13 protein-coding genes are annotated in these 14,820 nt (G+C 65.6%); 7 read left to right on the top strand and 6 right to left on the bottom strand.

What is annotated here, in order from left to right; translation table 11 throughout:
* Positions 1-35: 35 nt before the first annotated feature.
* Positions 36-1,775: a S53 family peptidase gene (locus ACP26O_RS26175; protein WP_175663124.1), complete on the bottom strand. Its 1,740-nt coding sequence runs from the start codon at positions 1,773-1,775 to the stop codon at positions 36-38.
* A 690-nt stretch (positions 1,776-2,465) separates the two neighbouring features.
* On the opposite strand from ACP26O_RS26175, the gene ACP26O_RS26180 reads away from it, so the two are divergent.
* From ACP26O_RS26180 to ACP26O_RS26190, 3 genes are read left to right on the top strand one after another with little or no spacing between them, the layout of a single operon-like run.
* Positions 2,466-2,789, top strand: a complete 324-nt coding sequence (locus ACP26O_RS26180; protein WP_175659554.1) for an ArsR/SmtB family transcription factor — start codon at positions 2,466-2,468, stop codon at positions 2,787-2,789.
* Positions 2,786-3,217 carry an SRPBCC family protein gene (locus tag ACP26O_RS26185; RefSeq protein ID WP_175663123.1) on the top strand — a complete coding sequence of 144 codons (432 nt, stop codon included), beginning with the start codon at positions 2,786-2,788 and terminating at the stop codon, positions 3,215-3,217. Before ACP26O_RS26180 ends, ACP26O_RS26185 begins: the two co-directional genes overlap by 4 nt.
* On the top strand, positions 3,214-3,654 hold the full coding sequence (locus ACP26O_RS26190) for a DUF1801 domain-containing protein (protein ID WP_175663122.1): 441 nt from the start codon (positions 3,214-3,216) through the stop codon (positions 3,652-3,654). Before ACP26O_RS26185 ends, ACP26O_RS26190 begins: the two co-directional genes overlap by 4 nt.
* A gap of 143 nt (positions 3,655-3,797) precedes the next feature.
* Here the strand turns inward: ACP26O_RS26190 and acnA are convergent, their stop codons facing one another.
* From acnA to ACP26O_RS26215, 5 genes are all read right to left on the bottom strand, one after another.
* Positions 3,798-6,515, bottom strand: coding sequence for an aconitate hydratase AcnA (gene acnA, locus ACP26O_RS26195; protein ID WP_105831400.1), 2,718 nt, complete (start codon positions 6,513-6,515; stop codon positions 3,798-3,800).
* Between the two features lie 52 nt (positions 6,516-6,567).
* Complete coding sequence (locus ACP26O_RS26200) at positions 6,568-8,019, bottom strand: bifunctional 2-methylcitrate dehydratase/aconitate hydratase (protein WP_175663121.1); 1,452 nt, start codon at positions 8,017-8,019, stop codon at positions 6,568-6,570.
* Positions 8,020-8,050: 31 nt separating this feature from the next.
* Complete coding sequence (locus ACP26O_RS26205; RefSeq protein WP_175663120.1) at positions 8,051-8,560, bottom strand: hypothetical protein; 510 nt, start codon at positions 8,558-8,560, stop codon at positions 8,051-8,053.
* A gap of 223 nt (positions 8,561-8,783) precedes the next feature.
* Positions 8,784-9,788: an HpcH/HpaI aldolase/citrate lyase family protein gene (locus ACP26O_RS26210; RefSeq protein ID WP_175663119.1), complete on the bottom strand. Its 1,005-nt coding sequence runs from the start codon at positions 9,786-9,788 to the stop codon at positions 8,784-8,786.
* Positions 9,789-9,972: 184 nt separating this feature from the next.
* On the bottom strand, positions 9,973-10,959 hold the full coding sequence (locus ACP26O_RS26215) for a malate dehydrogenase (protein WP_006754984.1): 987 nt from the start codon (positions 10,957-10,959) through the stop codon (positions 9,973-9,975).
* 288 nt (positions 10,960-11,247) lie between these two features.
* On the opposite strand from ACP26O_RS26215, the gene ACP26O_RS26220 reads away from it, so the two are divergent.
* The 4 genes from ACP26O_RS26220 (at position 11,248) to sdhA (ending at position 14,810) form a co-directional block, all read left to right on the top strand.
* Positions 11,248-12,072 carry a GntR family transcriptional regulator gene (locus ACP26O_RS26220; protein ID WP_011658350.1) on the top strand — a complete coding sequence of 275 codons (825 nt, stop codon included), beginning with the start codon at positions 11,248-11,250 and terminating at the stop codon, positions 12,070-12,072.
* Between the two features lie 169 nt (positions 12,073-12,241).
* Positions 12,242-12,658 (top strand): succinate dehydrogenase, cytochrome b556 subunit, encoded by a 417-nt coding sequence (gene sdhC, locus ACP26O_RS26225; protein ID WP_012365678.1) that lies wholly within the window; start codon positions 12,242-12,244, stop codon positions 12,656-12,658.
* Positions 12,659-12,662: 4 nt separating this feature from the next.
* Positions 12,663-13,031: a succinate dehydrogenase, hydrophobic membrane anchor protein gene (sdhD, locus tag ACP26O_RS26230; RefSeq protein ID WP_006756688.1), complete on the top strand. Its 369-nt coding sequence runs from the start codon at positions 12,663-12,665 to the stop codon at positions 13,029-13,031.
* Between the two features lie 3 nt (positions 13,032-13,034).
* A complete protein-coding gene (gene sdhA, locus ACP26O_RS26235; protein WP_006754980.1) occupies positions 13,035-14,810 on the top strand; it encodes a succinate dehydrogenase flavoprotein subunit in 1,776 nt (591 codons plus the stop codon).
* Positions 14,811-14,820 lie beyond the last annotated feature (10 nt).

A 14,820-nucleotide genomic window follows, 5' to 3' on the forward strand; every position in this document is an offset into this window, starting at 1 on the left:
CGAACCTCCGTCGCGCGCCGGCCTTCGCGTCACACTCAGAAGCCGCCCGTCTGGATCAGCTTGTTGAGGTTCGCGATGTTCAGGCTGCCGAAGCCGGTCGTCAGATCCCTGCCGCTGCCTGCGCTGTAGCCATACCCTTGATAGCCGTTGTTGCCCGATACGACGTCATAGCGCACGAGCGACGGGTTCGACGGAATGTCCGCATAGAAGTTGCCGGCCGGGAAGCCCAGGCCCGTGCCGTTTGCCGCGAGCAGACGCGCCCAGAAGCCGGTGAAGATCGGCGCGGAAAGGCTCGTGCCGCCGATCTGCTGCAACTGGCCGTAGTTGTAGATATACGCGCCCGTGCCTTGCGCGGCGTCGAACGATACATCGGGCAACTGACGGTTGCTGCCCGACTGCCACGACGGCGCCGGCAGGATCGAGCTGACGCCGCCGCCCGTGGCCCACAGCTTGCCGTTGCCGTCGAGCCCCTCGTTCCACACCGTCTCGTTCGAGAATGCGCCCGAAGACGTCGTGTACAGCGTCGTGCCGCCGATCGCGAGCACGTGCGGCGACGCGGCCGGCCACGACACCGTGTAGTTCCCGCCGTCCGGATAGCCGCGGTTGTTGCACTCGTACACGCCTTCGTCGCCCGACGACACCGAGAACGTCTGTCCTTGCGCGGCGGCCGTCGTGAAGATCTGCTCTTCGGCGTCGAGCGTGCCGTCCGCGTTCGCGTCGGTCTCGCACCAGCCGAGCGACACGTTGATCACCTTCGCGGTGTTGTCCGACACCGCGCGATTGAATGCCTGCGTGAGCCCCGTGTTGCCGGCGGCGTTCAGGTCCGCCATGTAGAACACGAGCTTGCCGACCTGGCCGCCGGCCGAGCCGACGATCGACTGACTGTCGAGATCCCATTCGCCCTGGCCGTCCTGGTCGTCGCTGTAGCTGCCGCTCGTGCCGGTGCCGTTGGTCTTGACGGTCTGGGTCGTGACCGTGCCGTAACCGTTGCTCGACGTGAATTGCCTGAGGTCCTGCAGCGTCTGCGACACGCCGCCGATCGTGATGATGCCGACGGTCACGCCGGCCGCGGTCGGCACGCCGGTCGCGTTGTAGAGGCCCGGGAATTCCTTCGGATAGTGGCCGGTGGCCGTGCCGGCCGCGAGCGCCTGCGGCTTCGTGACGTTGCCGATGCGCAGCATCGGCCGTGCGCGTGCGACGTTCTGCAGCCCGAGTACCGAGCCGACGACGTCGCCGAGCGCATGCGGCACCTGCGCGGTCGACGCGTTCGCGAAGCCGGAGCGGCCCGCGTACTCGAAATGCACGAGCGACGTGTTGAACGCGGTCTTCACCGTGCCGGCCGTGCCGCGCGCCGACACCAGCAGCCGGTTCGGCGCGACTTCGATGTTCACGAAGCCGCTCTTGCGCAGATAGTCGACGACCGATTTGACCTGCGCTTCGGTCGGCGCGTAGCCGGCGAGGAACTGTTCGTGCGTGAGGTACTGGCGATAGTGCGCGTTGCCGGGCCGGTTCACGTCGTGCGCGAGTTGCTTGAGCTGCGCGGCGTTGCGCAGCTTCAGGCTGACGACGATGTCCGTCGTCTCGCCGGCCGCGAGTTCGAGCGACGGCGCCGCGCTGCGCGCCATCAGCTGCGGGCCGGTCAGAAAGGCTTTCGTATGGGTATCGACCCAATCCGTCGCCGCATGGGCCGCGGCGGCGGCGAACACGAGCGGTACCGCGCACGCAAGGTGGCGGGGCGACGGAAGGGGCAGCGCAAACCAGGTGTTCCTTTTCATCGGGAGTCCTTTTGAGGAGAGACGACGTTGCTGGAACCCCCGGCCCTTGTGGGGCCGCGAGCGGTCACGAGCGTAGGGCGTCGGTGCTGTTCAGGTAGCTGCCAGTTTCCATAGCTGTCAGATCTGACATCGGCTTGCTCGTGGGGCTGCGCCATGTCGTTCGTGCAGGCGGCCGCAGCCCCGATGAAGGGAACCGGTTCGCGGCGCGCCCGCGCGACGGTCGACGACGTTTGAACGCACGCGTCGTTCGTTGCCGTGCCGGAATGCGCGCGATTGCGGAGCGCAGCGCCGCGCGAGCGTATTGGCCGCGATCAGACCTGCTCGTGTCGTGTGTCGCACTATGTGGTCAAGTGCTGCCGCGGCACTCACGCGACGACGTCCGGATGCGCGGATGCACGAAAACGGGGCCGGTCGATCGCGCGCCTTTCCCGAACTGTGGAACAGCGCGTTGCCGAGTCTTGCAGCGTGCTTTCGGTTCGCGGGCCGGGTGAGCCGATTAGAGGAAGGGCTCGAATTCATGCGGCGACGCGCGCTCGAGGTTCCTCGCGCGCCGGTGCGTCGCCGTTCGGCCGGCTGCCCGCAGACGCACACCCGAAAGGATCCAACGACGCTCCCCGCGAAATTCCTCCTTGACGCGCACCATTGCGCGGCTATCCTTCAATCCATAACCATCGAGTTATTGATTGAAACATGCAAAACACTCACGACCTGCTGTTCAGGACGCTTGCCGATCCGACGCGCCGTGCGCTCTTCGAGCGGCTGTGCGAGGAGGGCGAGCTGACGGTGGCCGCGCTGACGGCCCATGCAGGCGTGTCGCAGCCGGCGGTATCGAAGCATCTGGGTGTACTGAAGCAGGCCGGGCTCGTCAGCGACCGTCACGCGGGCCGGCAGACGCACTACAGCGCGCAGCCGCAGGCGCTGACTCCGTTGATCGACTGGACCAGCCAGATGGCAGGCTTCTGGCAGAACCGGTTCGACGCTCTTGAAGATCTGCTCAACAGGATGGATCAATGAACCAGCCCACTTCCGAAACACGCACCGTCGTCGTCGAACGGGAACTGTCGCATTCGCCGGAGAAGATCTGGCGCGCGCTCACGCAGCCGCACCTGATCGAGGCGTGGCTGATGAAGAGCGATTTCGAGCCCGTCGCGGGTCGCACGTTCAGCTTTCACGCGGACTGGGGTTCGGTCGACTGCACGTTGCTGACGATCGAACCGGAGCGTGTGCTGTCCTACACGTGGGCCGCGTATGGCCTGGAAAGCGTCGTCACATGGACGCTCACGCCGACGCCGGGCGGCACGCTGTTGCGCATGGAGCAGGCCGGCTTCCGCGCCGATCAGGAACAGGCATACCGCGGTGCGCAGCAAGGGTGGGTGCGGTTCTTCGACTCGCTCGAACAGGTGGTTGCGCGTGCCGATGAAGACGAGGAGGGCCGGGCATGAGCGCATCCGACCCGGGCCTGCCGCCGTCGGCCCGCATCGACGCACTGATCGCGGGCATCGCCGACTGGCGCGGCAAGACGTTCGCCGAGGTGCGCGAGACGATCCTCGCCGTCGACGACGGCATCGTCGAGGAATGGAAATGGATGGGCAGCCCCGTGTGGGAATGCGACGGGATGATCGCGGTCGCGAACGCGCACAAGGGCAAGGTGAAGCTGACCTTCATGCACGGCGCGCACCTGCCCGATCCCGACGGGCTGTTCAATGGGGGCCTCGACGGCAATGCGCGCCGCTCGATCGATTGGCTCGAAGGCGACAAGCTCGACAAGCGGGGGCTGAAGCGCCTCGTTCGCGCGGCGATCGACTACAACCGCGCGCACCTGAAGAAGAACGCGCGCACCGGCGCCGGCGCGAAGGCGCGAGCCGACAAGGCCGCCTGACGCACCGGCACGCCGGGCGCACGGCCCGGCCGCCGCCTTCCCGCCGCCGATCGGCAGGCGAAAAAAAGCCCGACACGAGGTCGGGCATTCAAATCGGCCGCAACCGCCGCGAGGCGGCTGCGGCACCTGCAAAAGCAGGACGCTTACGCTGCCAGCAGCGAGCGCAGCACGAACGGCAGGATACCGCCGTGCTTGTAGTAGTCGACTTCGATCGGCGTATCGATGCGCAGCAGCACCGGCACGCGCTGCGTTTCGCCGTTCTTGCGGTGAATCACGAGCGTGACGTCCTGCTGCGGCTTGAAGTCGTCGCCGAGGCCTTCGATGTCGTAGGTCTCTTCGCCGGTGATGCCGAGCGACTGGACGCTGTCCGCACCCTTGAACTGCAGCGGCAGCACGCCCATGCCGACCAGGTTCGAGCGGTGGATGCGCTCGAAGCTGCGTGCGATCACGGCCTTCACGCCGAGCAGTTGCGTGCCCTTCGCGGCCCAGTCGCGCGACGAGCCCGTGCCGTACTCCTCGCCCGCGAACACGACGGTCGGCGTATCGGCGTCGACGTAGCGCATCGCGGCGTCGTAGATCGACAGCTGGTCGCCGCTCGGCTGGTGGATCGTCAGGCCGCCTTCGACGCGCGAGCCGTCTGCCTTCACCGGGATCATCAGGTTCTTGATCCGGACGTTCGCGAACGTGCCGCGCATCATCACGTCGTGGTTGCCGCGGCGGGAGCCGTAGCTGTTGAAGTCGGCCTTCTGCACGCCGTTCTCCTTCAGCCACTTGCCTGCCGGCGAGTCTTCCTTGATCGAGCCTGCCGGGCTGATGTGGTCGGTCGTGACCGAGTCACCGAAGATGCCCAGCGCGCGCGCGCCCTTGACCGTCGGGATCGAATCGGCCGGCTCCATCGAGAAGTCGTTGCCGAAGAACGGCGGCTCCGCGATGTAGGTCGACTTCGGCCAGTCGTAGACCTGGCCCGTTTCGCCCTCGATCTTGCTCCACAGGTCGCCCTTCTTGGTCAGCTTCGAGTAGTTGTCCTCGAACTTCTTCGGGTCGAGCGCGAACTTGAGCAGCGCGTGGATTTCCTCGCTCGTCGGCCAGATGTCGCCGAGATAGATGTCGTAACCGTCCTTGCCCTTGCCGACCGGCTCGGTCATCAGGTCGCGCGTGATGTTGCCGGCGATCGCGTAGGCGACGACGAGCGGCGGCGACGCGAGGAAGTTCGCGCGGATGTTCGGGTGGATACGCGCTTCGAAGTTACGGTTGCCCGACAGCACGGCTGCCGCGACGATGTCGTTCTTCGTGATCGCTTCGTTCAGCTCCGGCGTCAGGTCGCCCGCGTTGCCGATACAGGTCGTGCAGCCGTAAGCGGCGACTTCGAAGCCGAGCTTCGACAGGTAGGGCAGCAGGCCCGTCTTCGTCAGGTACTCGGTGACGATGCGCGATCCCGGCGCGAGCGAGGTCTTGATCTTCGGATCGACCGTGAGGCCGGCCTCGACCGCCTTCTTCGCGAGCAGGCCGGCAGCCAGCAGCACGCTCGGGTTCGACGTGTTCGTACACGACGTGATCGCGGCGATCAGCACGTCGCCGTTCTTCACGTCGACGCCGTTGCTCGTCGTGTATTGCGTGTTGAGTTCTTCCGCCTTCTTCGCGAAGCCGTTTTCCGCGACCGGCTTCGAGAACAGCTCGGTGAACGTCGACTTGACGTTGCCGATCTCGATGCGGTCCTGCGGGCGCTTCGGGCCTGCCAGCGACGGGGCGACCGTCGCCAGGTCGAGCGTCACCGTCTTCGTGTAGTCGATGTCGCCGGCCTGCGGAATGCCGAACAGGTTCTGTGCCTTGAAGTAGTTCTCGAACGCGGCGATTTCCGCCTTCGTGCGGCCCGTGCCTTCGAAGTAGTCGATGGTCTTTTCGTCGACCGGGAAGAAGCCCATCGTCGCGCCGTATTCCGGCGCCATGTTGCCGATCGTTGCGCGGTCCGGCAGCGACAGCGACTTCGTGCCTTCGCCGAAGAACTCGACGAACTTGCCGACGACCTTTTCCTTGCGCAGCATTTCGGTGATCGTCAGCACCAGGTCGGTGGCCGTCACGCCTTCGCGCAGCTTGCCCTTCAGCTCGACGCCGACGACGTCCGGCGTCAGGAAGTACACCGGCTGGCCGAGCATGCCGGCTTCGGCCTCGATGCCGCCCACGCCCCAGCCGACCACGCCGATGCCGTTGATCATCGTCGTGTGGCTGTCCGTGCCGACGAGGGTGTCCGGGTAGTACACGGTGTCGCCGCCGTTCGCCTTCTTGTGGACGCCGCGCGCGAGATATTCGAGGTTCACCTGGTGGACGATGCCGACGCCCGGCGGCACGACCTTGAACGTGTCGAACGCCTGCATGCCCCACTTCATGAACTGGTAGCGTTCGTTGTTGCGCTGGAATTCCAGCTTCATGTTCAGGTCGAGCGCGTCCTTCTGGCGGAAGTAGTCGATCTGGACCGAGTGGTCGACGACGAGATCGACCGGGACCAGCGGCTCGATCTTCTTCGGGTTCTTGCCCGAACGCTCGGCGACGCCGCGCATGGCCGCGATGTCGGCGAGCAGCGGCACGCCCGTGAAGTCCTGCAGCACGACGCGCGACACCACGAACGGAATCTCGTCGACGCGCTTCGCGGTCGGCTTCCAGTTCGCCAGCTGCTCGATGTGTTCCTCGGTGATCTTCTTGCCGTCGTAATTGCGCAGCACGGACTCGAGCACGATACGGATCGACACCGGCAGGCGCTCGATCTTCGTCTTCAGTTCCTTGCCGAGCTGCGGCAGCGAGTAGAACTTGCCTTTGCCGGAACCGCTGTCGAATTCCTTGAGGGTCTTGTGGAGATTGTGGGCCATGGTGATTTTCCTGGGTTTAAGGCTAGGAAACAAAGAGTCCTGTATCTGACGGCTATATCACATACAAGTCGACGTATTCATCGACCGGCATTGCTTCGAGCTTTGCCTGGTCCAGCGACACGTCGAGAATCGCTTGTTGCTGCTTGGCCGGAAAGCGGCGGGCGAGGTTGGTCCTGAACTTCTCGACCAGCAGCGGGATGCCCTCCGTGCGGCGGCGCCGGTGGCCGAGCGGGTATTCGATCGCCACTTCGGCAAGCTTCGACCCGTCCGCGAATTCGATCGTCAGCGCATTCGCGATCGATCGCCTGGCCGGGTCATGGTAATCCTTCGTGAACTGCGGATCCTCGGCGCACACGGTTTTCGCGCGCAGCGCGTCGATGCGCGGATCGGCGGCGACCGCGTCTTCGTAATCGGCCGCGGTCAGCCGGCCGAACAGCAGCGGCACGGCGACCATGTACTGGATGCAATGATCGCGATCGGCCGGATTGGCGAGCGGGCCCTGCTTGTCGATGATGCGCAGCGCGGCCGCGTGCGTGCGGATCGTGATCCGGCTGATGTCGTCGGTCGTGCGGCCCGTCGCGGCGAGCTGGGCGTGCAACTGCAGCGCGGCCTCGGCGGCCGTCTGCGCGTGGAATTCCGCCGGGAACGCGATCTTGAACAGCACGTTCTCCATCACGTACGTGCCGTACGGGCGCTGGAAGCGGAACGGCTGCCCGTCGAACAGCACGTCGTAGAAGCCCCAGGTCTTTGCGGTGAGCGCCGACGGGTAGCCCATTTCACCCGTTTTCGCGATCAGCGCGAGGCGCACCGCGCGGGACGTCGCGTCGCCTGCCGCCCATGACTTGCGCGAACCGGTGTTCGGCGCGTGGCGGTAGGTGCGCAGCGATTGGCCATCGACGAACGCGTTGGACACCGCGTTGATCAGCTCATCGCGCGTGAGCCCGAGCAGGCGGCCGACGACGGCCGTCGACGCGACCTTCACGAGCAGTACGTGGTCGAGCCCGACCGCGTTGAACGAATTTTCGAGTGCAAGGCAGCCCTGGATCTCATGGGCCTGGATCATCGCGACGAGCACGTCGCGCATCGCGAGCGGCTTCCTGCCGGCCGCGACGGCCGTGCGAGACAGCCAGTCGGCCGTCGCCAGGATCCCGCCGAGATTGTCTGACGGATGACCCCATTCGGCGGCGAGCCAGGTGTCGTTGAAGTCCAGCCAGCGGATCATCGCGCCGATGTCGAACGCGGCCTGGACGGGATCGAGCTGGAAGGACGTGCCGGGCACCTTCGCGCCGTTCGGCACGATCGTGCCGGGCACGACGGGGCCGAGCAGCTTGGTGCAGGCGGGATAGGACAGCGCCTCGAGTCCGCATCCGAGCGTGTCGATCAGGCAATGACGTGCCGTCTCCAGCGCGAGCGCGCTGTCGATGCCGGTGTTCAGCACGTAGTCGACGATATCGACGAGTACCGTATCCGGAGCAGGGCGGACGTTGGAGACCGGGGCGGACATCGAGGGGCCGGGAGCGGAAAAACGCGCGCGCTTAGTTCGTTGCCGGCTTCAGCTCGTTCGACTGCGTCGGTGCCGCGTTGCCTTGCGCCATTTCCGGCGTCACGCATTCGTCCGCGAGGCGCTCGCCGCCGTTTGCGTCGGAGAACAGCATCGCCTTGCTCGGGATCACGACCAGCTTGAGGCCGGCTGCCGGATCGTAGAACGTGTCGGCGCCCGTCGTCGTGGCTTCGCGCGGCAGCTTGTAGTTCTTCTTCGCCCAGTGAACCGTGACGAGCTGGTCGCGCTTCATGTCGCCGGCGAGGTCGAACGACAGACCTTCCTTACAGGACCACTTGACCGCGCCTTCCGGCACCGTATCGACCTTGGCAGCCGCGCGCGCCTGCGCCTTCTTGCTGCGCGGGATGATGCGCTTGGCCGGCGCCGGGCGCTTGGCCGTCTTCTTCGCGGTCGTCGCCGTACCCTGGGCGAACGCGCTCGGAGCCGACACCAGCATCGTGGCGGACAACGCGCCGATGGCGGTAGCGATCAGGAGTTTCTTCATGGAGTCAGAACCTTTCGATTATCAGTTGACAAGGGCCGGCAATCGAAACTGCCGGCCGGTTTGAAACTGCACGCGCCCCGGAAGCGCGCAGCGGCCGCTATTTTCACCTATTTGGCCGCGCAAATTTCAGGTTTTCGGGCTCCGTTACGTTTTTTGTCGTTTCGCAAACCTGTGTCGGGTTCACGCCCCGGCGATTCGACGAAATTCGTGTGTCGGCGCGCGCTCACCGCGCGTCTCCGGCGGCCGGGCCGAACAGCGGCGCGGCCTCGGCCGGCACCGGCTGGCCGGTCGCCCGCGCGCGGCGCAGCACCGACCAGTAATAGCGGTAGCTCGCGCGGTCATGCAGCGTATCGCCGTGGCGCGTCGGGCCCCAGTCGGCGGCCTGCGCGGCCAGCAGGATCTCGGCGGCCAGCGCGACTTCATCGGTGCGCGGCGCGAATGCGTCGACGATCGGGCGGATCTGCGCGGGGTGGATGCTCCACATCCGCGTGAACGCGAACTCGTCGCGCGCGCGGAGGGCGTCGCCGGCGACGACCGCCATGTCGCGCACCTCGGTTGTCACATTGTGTGACGGTGTTTTGCCGTGCGCGTGGCAGGCCGCGGCGATTTCCAGCTTCGCGCGGCGCACGAGCGGGTGGTCGAACTGGCCGGGCGAGCGCATCGCCGCATCGGGAATCGCGCCGTGATGGGCAGACACGAAGTCCATCAGCCCGAAGCTCAGCGTGCCGACGAGCGGCAGCGCGGCGAGGGCGGCCGCCTGCGCGAGCGCACCGTGCGTCTCGACCAGCACGTCGACGGGAATCGGCTGCGCGAGGCCGAGCTCGCGGCGCGTGCCTTCGATGAACGCGACCATCTCGGCCGCGTCGGCGGCGCTCGCGATCTTCGGCAGCGTGACGTAGGCCGGAGCGCGCGCGGCGCGCAGCACGATGCGCACGTCGTCGCGCCAGTGGGGATGGGAAAAGTCGTGGATGCGGACGCCGACCCGCCCGAAGCGGTTCTCGGCGCTGCCGAGGAGCTCCGCGACGAGCTGCGCGTGCGCGGCTTCCTGGCCGACGGCCGCGCCGTCCTCGCAGTCGAGCGTGATGTCGAACACGGGGCCGAGTTCGGCCTGGAGCGCGAGCGACTTGCGCATCAGCTTCTCGCTGCCCGCGTAGTGATCGCAGCAGGGCAGGATCGCGGGCGGCGACGCCCCGTCGTACAGCACTTGTGCAGGAGTGAGCGCGGACATCTCTTCTACGTCAAGGAAGCGGGCAACGTGGAGAAAATCGGATTCGGGCACGTTCTGGGCCGGCGCGCGGCGCGTGAGCGGCAAAACGTGCGCGGATCGGATCGGGCGGCGGGGCCGGCTGCCGGCCCGCCGCCCGTGCCGTGACCGGCCCGCCCGGAGGCGGCCCGGCCATCATGCAGCCTGCTTAGTTCTTCAGCAGGTGGGCGACGCCGTCGCGCTCTTCGAGCAGCTCGGCCAGCGTGCCGTCCATCTTCTCGCGCGAGAACGCGTCGATTTCCAGGCCTTCGACGCGCTTGTACTCGCCGTTTTCGCACACGACCGGCACGCCGTAGATGATGTCTTCGGGGATGCCGTACGAGCCGTCCGACGGGATGCCCATCGTGACCCACTTGCCGTTCGTGCCGAGGACCCAGTCACGCACGTGGTCGATCGCCGCGTTGGCTGCCGACGCTGCCGACGACAGGCCGCGCGCTTCGATGATCGCCGCGCCGCGCTTGCCGACGGTCGGGATGAACGTGTCGCGGTTCCACACGTCGTCGTTGATCAGCTTCAGCAGCGACTCGCCTTCGGCGGTCGCGAAGCGGAAGTCGGGGTACATCGTCGGCGAGTGGTTGCCCCACACGGCGAGCTTCTCGATCGATGCGACCGGCTTGCCCGACTTCGCGGCGAGCTGCGACAGCGCGCGGTTGTGGTCGAGGCGCAGCATGGCCGTGAAGTTCTTCTTCGGCAGATCCGGCGCCGACTTCATGGCGATGTACGCGTTGGTGTTCGCCGGGTTGCCGACGACCAGCACCTTCACGTCGCGGCTCGCGACTTCGTTCAGCGCGGCGCCCTGGACCGTGAAGATCTCGGCGTTCGCCGACAGCAGGTCCTTGCGCTCCATGCCCTTCGAGCGCGGACGTGCGCCGACCAGCAGAGCGACGTCTGCATCCTTGAATGCAACCTTCGGATCGTCGGTGATCACGACGCCCGCGAGCAGCGGGAACGCGCAATCGTCGAGCTCCATCACGACGCCTTTGACGGCGGCTTGGGCTTGCGGGAGGTCGAGCAGTTGCAGGATGACCGGCTGGTCCTTGCCGAGCAGGTCGCCGTTCGCGATGCGGAACAGCAGGGAGTATGCGATTTGACCTGCGGCGCCGGTGACGGCAACGCGCTTTGCGGGCTTAGCCATTGAAAATCTCCAGGACGGGTGAAGCGGTGGACGCTAGGCAAAACGCCATTCTATGCGCGTTACGCGTAGCGTTGCATTGAAGCAGGGCGGAGGACTCGCGAATGGCACACGCGGTGAACCTGGAGACGGCCGTGGCACGTAGCCGGGGACGCATTTTGCACCCGCGAACCCTTGCTCGCCCCGGAGTGTAGGAGCCGGCTGGCCCAAAGTCAAACGGTATCATATGTCTTATATAAGACAGATGTTTTGCGGAATTTGAGTGGACGAAAAAGCGCGGTTTGTGATGAAATGCGCGCCATGACATCGAACCAGGCGAACAACGCGAATCCAACCGGCGCAGGCGGCCCAGGGCAGCCGGGCGCGGGTGATTCCGCGCCGGCGCCTGCCGCTTCGCCGTCCCCGACCTTCAGCCCGTTATACCAGCAGATCAAGTCATTGATCACGCAGAGTCTCGAATCCGGTGAATGGAAGCCGGGCGAGATCATCCCGAGCGAAGTGGAGCTCGCGGCCCGCTACAAGGTGAGCCAAGGCACCGTTCGCAAGGCGATCGACGAACTGGCCGCCGAAAACCTCGTGGTCCGGCGGCAGGGCAAGGGGACGTTTGTTGCGACGCACAACGAGGATCGCGCGCAGTTCCGCTTCCTGCGGCTGCTGGCCGACGACGGTGCCGAGCATCCGCACGTGAGCCGGCTGCTCGAGTGCCGGCGCCTGCGCGCGCCGGCCGAGATCGCGCGGCAGCTCGACCTGAAGCCGGCCGACCCGGTCGTGCAGGTGCGGCGCCTGCTGGAGTTCGATAGCGAAGTGACGGTGCTCGACGAGATCTGGCTGCCGGGCACGATGTTCCGCGGGCTCACGTTCGAGCGGTTGAGCGAGTACAAGGGGCCGCTCTATGCGATGTTCGAGACGGAGTTCGGCACGCGGATGATCCGCGCGACGGAGAAGATCCGCGCGGTCGCGGCGGAGCCGGCGGTGGCCGACTTGCTGCACGTGCCGGCGGGTTTTCCGTTGCTGTCGGTCGAGCGCGTGTCCTACACGTACGGTGACCGGCCGGTGGAAGTGCGGCGCGGCTGGTATGTCACAACCGGGTACTACTATCAGAATGACTTGAGTTGACGGTGTTCGGCTCGGGCCGGGTGCATTCGCGTTCCACACGCGCGCGAAGCACGTTTTGGGCCGCCTTTGTTCGTGTTCGCGCAACTATCCAGAGCAGACTTTCGCTGCAGCGCGATATAAAAAGGCGCTAAAATCGCGGATTAGTGTGACAACATAGTAGGGGTCTAGCATGACTGACGCAGTAAGAAAGCCGAGGCCGGAATACCGGAACATCGGAATCGGCGACATCACGTTGAAATACCGCATGCCTCTGGCTGCGATATTGTCGATTCTCCACCGAGTCAGCGGCGCGCTGCTGTTCCTGTTCCTGCCGTTCCTGCTGTTCCTCTTCGACCAGAGCCTCACCTCCGAGCTCAGCTTCGAAGTCTTCAAGGCTTTCCTCTCCAACATCGTCGTCAAGCTGATCGTCCTCGCGCTGTCGTGGGCGTTCCTCCACCATTTCTGCGCCGGCATTCGCCACCTGCTGATGGACGTCAACCACGACGCCGTCTCGAAGGAAGGCGGCAAGCGGACGGCAGTCGTCGTCTTTGTCGTCTCGATCGCGCTGACGATCGCCATGGCACTCAAACTGTTCGGAGCATTCTAAGAAAATGGCAGCCAATAACCGAATCGGCTCGAAGCGCCTCGTCGTCGGCGCTCACTACGGCCTGCGCGACTGGCTCGCGCAGCGCGTCACCGCCACGATCATGGCAGTCTACACGGTCATTCTGCTCGCGCTGTTCTTCGGCGCGCATGACTTCTCGTACGAAGGCTGGGCGTCGATTTTCTCCGCGCAATGGATGAAGCTCGCGACCTTCGTGACGCTGCTTTCCCTCTTCTACCACGCATGGGTCGGCGTGCGCGACATCTGGATGGACTACGTGAAGCCCGTCGGTGTGCGCCTGCTGCTGCAATCGCTGACCATCGTCTGGCTGCTCGCATGTGCGGGCTACGCCGCGCAGATTCTCTGGAGAGTGTAAAGAATGGCTGCAATCAAAACTTCCCTGCCGCGCCGCAAGTTCGACGTGGTGATCGTCGGCGCGGGCGGCTCGGGCTTGCGCGCAGCGCTGCAACTGTCGCGCGCGGGCCTGTCGGTCGGCGTGCTGTCGAAGGTGTTCCCGACCCGTTCGCACACGGTGGCCGCGCAGGGCGGCATCGGCGCGTCGCTCGGCAACATGAGCGAAGACAACTGGCACTTCCACTTCTACGACACGATCAAGGGTTCCGACTGGCTCGGCGACCAGGACGCGATCGAGTTCATGTGCCGCGAAGCACCGAACGTCGTGTACGAACTGGAACACTTCGGCATGCCGTTCGACCGTAACGCGGACGGCACGATTTACCAGCGTCCGTTCGGCGGCCACACCGCGAACTACGGCGAGAAGCCGGTCCAGCGCGCTTGCGCGGCCGCCGACCGTACCGGTCACGCGCTGCTGCACACGCTGTACCAGCAGAACGTCGAAGCGAAGACGCAGTTCTTCGTCGAATGGATGGCGCTCGACCTGATCCGCGATGCGGACGGCGACGTGCTCGGCGTGACGGCCCTCGAGATGGAGACGGGCGACGTCTACATCATGGAAGGCAAGACGACGCTGTTCGCGACGGGCGGCGCAGGCCGGATCTTCGCGGCATCGACCAATGCGTTCATCAACACCGGCGACGGCCTCGGCATGGCTGCGCGTTCGGGCATCGCGCTGCAGGACATGGAGTTCTGGCAGTTCCACCCGACCGGCGTGGCCGGCGCGGGCGTGCTGATCACCGAAGGCGTGCGCGGCGAAGGCGGTATCCTGCGCAACGCGAACGGCGAGCGCTTCATGGAACGCTACGCACCGACGCTGAAGGATCTGGCGCCGCGTGACTTCGTGTCGCGTTCGATGGACCAGGAAATCAAGGAAGGCCGCGGCGTCGGTCCGAACAAGGACCACGTGCTGCTCGACCTGTCGCACATCGGCGCCGAGACGATCATGAAGCGTCTGCCGTCGATCCGCGAAATCGCGCTGAAGTTCGCGAACGTCGACGCGATCAAGGAACCGATCCCGGTCGTCCCGACGATCCACTACCAGATGGGCGGCATCCCGACCAACATCCACGGTCAGGTCGTCGGCACGTCGCGCGATCACAAGGAACCGGTCAACGGCTTCTACGCAGTGGGCGAATGCTCGTGCGTGTCCGTGCACGGCGCGAACCGCCTCGGCACGAACTCGCTGCTGGACCTCGTGGTGTTCGGCCGTGCGGCCGGCAACCACATCGTCGAGCACGTGAAGAACCAGAAGGAACACAAGCCGCTGCCGGCCGATGCAGGCGAGTTCTCGCTGGCGCGTCTGAACAAGCTCGACAAGTCGTCGTCGGGCGAATACACGCAGGACGTCGCGAACGACATCCGCGCGACGATGCAGAAGCATGCAGGCGTGTTCCGCACGTCGGCGCTGCTGAAGGAAGGCGTCGAGCAGATGGCCGGCCTCGCGGCACGCGTGGAAAGCATCCATCTGAAGGACAAGTCGAAAGTGTTCAACACCGCGCGCGTCGAAGCGCTCGAGCTGGAGAACCTGATCGAAGTGGCGCGTGCGACGATGGTGTCGGCGGAAGCGCGCAAGGAAAGCCGTGGCGCACACGCCCACAGCGACTACGAACACCGCGACGACGACAACTGGCTGCGCCACACGCTGTGGTACAGCGAAGGCGATCGCCTCGACTACAAGCCGGTTCAAATGAAGCCGCTGACGGTCGAATCCGTGCCGCCGAAGCCGCGCACGTTCTAAGCCGAGTCAA

This window comes from Burkholderia sp. R-40, assembly GCF_049942845.1.
In the GTDB taxonomy this organism is placed as follows: domain Bacteria; phylum Pseudomonadota; class Gammaproteobacteria; order Burkholderiales; family Burkholderiaceae; genus Burkholderia; species Burkholderia ambifaria.